The 3,780-nt window shown below is 43.7% G+C and carries 1 protein-coding gene and 2 pseudogenes; all 3 read right to left on the bottom strand.

What is annotated here, in order from left to right:
* Positions 1–72: 72 nt before the first annotated feature.
* A pseudogene (locus QUB77_RS31360) lies at positions 73–846 on the bottom strand (reverse transcriptase domain-containing protein); the annotation flags it as partial.
* A gap of 74 nt (positions 847–920) precedes the next feature.
* Positions 921–2,651: a group II intron reverse transcriptase/maturase gene (gene ltrA, locus QUB77_RS31355; RefSeq protein WP_333180915.1), complete on the bottom strand. Its 1,731-nt coding sequence runs from the start codon at positions 2,649–2,651 to the stop codon at positions 921–923.
* 608 nt (positions 2,652–3,259) lie between these two features.
* A pseudogene (locus tag QUB77_RS31350) lies at positions 3,260–3,475 on the bottom strand (reverse transcriptase N-terminal domain-containing protein); the annotation flags it as partial.
* Positions 3,476–3,780: the final 305 nt, after the last annotated feature.

The following is a 3,780-nucleotide window of genomic DNA, read 5'->3' as shown; positions in this document are numbered from 1 at the left end:
CAGCTCCGAGTTAACCATTTTTCTTCATTTTACATCATCTTGCATTTGTCTCACATTTATTTGAAATGACTATATATGGAATCCCAAGAACTCAAACCCAACATTTCCATTGTATACATTGAGGGTGTGGGTTAATTTTGTTTTACTTGGCTTTAATTCTAAGCCAAAATCACTTAACCATTCTGCAATTATCGTCTGACAGGCTATTATTACTTCAATGTCTTTGTGAATAATCACAAAATCATCGGCGTATCGGATTAAACTGATTTCATATCGTTGGTTAATGGAATTTCCTACGAATTGTTTAACCCGTTCTTCCATTCCATGAAGGGCTATATTAGCCAAGAGCGGGGAGATGACCCCTCCTTGTGGCGTACCTTCATTGGTCGGAAAAATTTCACCTTGGTCTAATACCCCACTTTTGAGCCACGACTTCATTTGTTTTCTCAGTCGTGGATAGGTATTGATTTTGTCAAGTAATGCTTTATGATTAATGCGGTCAAAGCATTTAGCAATATCAGCGTCTAGCACATATTTAGCTTTGTATCTAATACTGTCAAAAATAGCTCCAATCGCATCGTGACATGACCTACCTGGTCTAAAACCGTATGAGTTTGGCTCGAATTTTGCTTCCCATTCTGGTTCAAGTGCTGCTTTCACAACGGCTTGTAAGGCGCGGTCGTACATAGTGGGTATGCCTAATAGTCTAAACTCACTGGTTCCTGGTTTTGGTATCCTTACCCGACGTGTCGGTTGTGATTTTCCAGTTGCTTTGAGTTGACTTACTAGCTCAATTCGTTGCTTTGGGGATAGTAATTTAATACCGTCCACACCTGCTGTACGTTTTTCGGGTAGGAGAGAATGCGTCGCCACACCTCTCCCCCCTAAGAACCGGACTTGACAGTTTCCCATCATCCGGCTCAAGCCTCCAAAACCTCAGAACGTTTGCTTGTATGTTCATGCCTGTGGCAGGCTTTGTGAAGGTGAACAAGGTTTTCCGCCTTGTCCGTGCCTCCGTCTTTCACCCGAATCTTGTGATGGGTGTGCAGTTCTTCTCCGTTGAACAAGTGTTCACCGCATATGGGACATTTCCAATCTTGGTTGACCGCCACATTATAGAGTTTTGAGCCTTTTGCCCAATACGATTTCCCGTATTTGGATTGGCGGTCTTGCCAGTATTTGGTGAGTGCGGGGTCATCAGGAGATGCCGTGTTTTTAACTTTGACATGGCGTACTATGGGAATGTATGACAGCTTGGGCAGGGTTATTAATGTTTCCCTACCGTTTCTGTTTTTAAAGGGTTGGGCAAAGTTCCACTTCGTCTCATTGATTGTTCTAAAGTATTTTTGGGCTACCCAACCTTTCCCCTTTTTGGGATGCCTTCTTAGCGACCACTTCCAAAGCATTTGCCATATTCGGTAGTCAACGTAAGAAAACGTCTCCTTGCTGACTTTGTGCTTGTAGTAGTTTCCCCATCCTCGAATAATTGGGCTGAGGTATTGGATAACTGCCGTTGCTTTTACCGTCTTATGTTGATTCAGCCATTGTTGGATTCCTGCTAAGAATTCTTTGACCTTCTCTTTTTGCGGCTTGATGAGACACTTACCCTTGTAGTGTCGGACATTGAACCCTAGAAAATTGAATCCCTCAGTAATCTGAGTAATTTTGGTTTTATCCGAATTGAGTTTTAGACCTCTTTGATTTAGCCATTCTTCTACGATGGGTTTAATGGCTTCCAAATTCTCACGATTTTCTGCGGTGATGATGAAGTCATCAGCGTAACGAACAAACCCATATTTTGGTTTGTGTTCCCTCTCCGTTCTTTTTCTACCTTTTGAGTCGGTATATTTGTACTCCTTCGTTTTTTTATGTTGGCTTAGGAGTTTTTCCATTCCGTCGAGAGCTATATTTGCCAAAAGGGGACTTATAATTCCTCCCTGTGGCGTTCCGCTTTCTGTATCGTGGAATATTTCCGCCTCTACATATCCTGCTTTTAACCACTGTTTGATTAGCTCTTTACCAGGGATTTCTCCTATGGCATTGAGCAGGTATTCGTGGCTAATATTGTCGAACGCCCCTTTTATATCTGCGTCCAATATCCATCTATCATTTCCCTGAGCGTTTAGTCTTATCCATGTCTGCTCAATTGCGTCATGGCAACTTCTGCCTGGGCGGAAGCCATAGGACTGGGCTTCAAATCTGGTTTCCCAGACTGGTTCTAGGGCATTCTTGACAATTGCCTGTGCTATTCGGTCTTTGATTGTCGGGATACCTAATGGTCTTTGTTTTCCGTTGGCTTTCGGTATGTATACCCTTTTAGTTGGGCGGACTTTCCATAAGGTATTTTCCTGAATTTCTCTGACCAATTTCACTCTTTCCTCTGGAGTTAAAGCCGTCTGACCATCAATGCCAGCCGTCTGTTTCCCTTTGTTTTCTTGAGTGACTCTTCGCACTGACAATAGCAGGTTGGAGTAACTGCGAAGCATCAGTTTCATGAGGCTTTTGACCTTATTAAACTGACCGTCCTGGGCTGCTCGGTAGATTCTCTGTCTCAGGTTTCTGACGCGCTTTTTGATGAGCTTCCAATTAATGGATGCCCATTCCTTGAGCGGTTCCTTCGTTCTGATGTCATTGCTGACTCTATCTTCCACGTTGGTTCGATTTCTTTACGTGAGATTTACCGTTGAAGACCCGCTGGAAGTCTGCCATCTTTCAATATGGGGCAAAGCTTGAACCCCTATCTTCCGCATTACCAGAAGCATTCGCTTTCTCCAGCATCCCTTACCCTCTGGATAATTCCGTTTTCCTTACAGTCAACCTACTCATGCCATCGACCTGGCTTGAGAATCCATAGGGCTTATCGTGTTTCGTACATTTAACCTTCGACCGATTCGGGTTCCACCTATACTCCGGTGAGAGTTTCGCTCCCTCGTTACTAGCCACAAGGCGCTGCCAGTAACCTACTCACTTGCCTTTTGGCTAGAGTGTATCAGCCTGATTTCACTCTTTAGACATAACGGAATCTACGGTGATTCACATAACGTTAACCCTTTTCAGTCTTCCCCTTGCCCTTTCACCGAATTAGGCTATCAGTTGCGGGGCTTTCATGCCTTGCATTCCAACAGGTTCATTACTTACTTCTGTTGTAGGCGGAGTGCGACACTCTTTTATCTGGGGACGGAGAGAGAGAGTTCTCCGGGAGAGGCAGCTCTCCAGTTATTCAGCGCAGATGCGCCTAATGTACGACCTCACGTCGCACGCCAGTATTATCTTGTGTGACCCGTCGTACCGCTAGAACCTTATTAGACCATGAATTAATCAAGGTCTTCTGAAGCTTACGAACTGCTTTGACATCGCCACGCTCACTTGCTTGATAGATACGTTTTTGCAACTTGAATGTCAATCTTTCGGCTTTTCGCCAATTGATTTGATTCCATTCCACCGTCGGGATGTCCCGCGTTTTAGACTTATTCATTGCTACTGGTGTTCCTATCCTTGAAGTTACCGTGTATCTGTCTGCATATCTCTGTTATTACAACAGAGCGTTGGCTTTTGATACAATCCCTCTCTTGCATATTATTCGTTAGCTACTTACTGGGAATCATTGTTGATTCCAGAAATATACGAGAGTTACTTCGTTCCAGATACACATTGTTTTGAGTTTTTAGTGTGATGCTTTCCACCGGGTTTGTGGGCGGTGCTTATATAGCCTTTATCAAAAAGATGAGGTACAATAACAGCAGTGAGTAAACCAATTCCAAATATCGTCTGATGTAACTT

The organism is Microcoleus sp. AT9b-C3, assembly GCF_036705485.1.
Taxonomy (GTDB): Bacteria; Cyanobacteriota; Cyanobacteriia; order Cyanobacteriales; family Microcoleaceae; genus Microcoleus.
The sequence above is the reverse complement of the archived record's forward strand: the minus strand, read 5'-3'. Positions and strand labels throughout refer to the sequence as shown.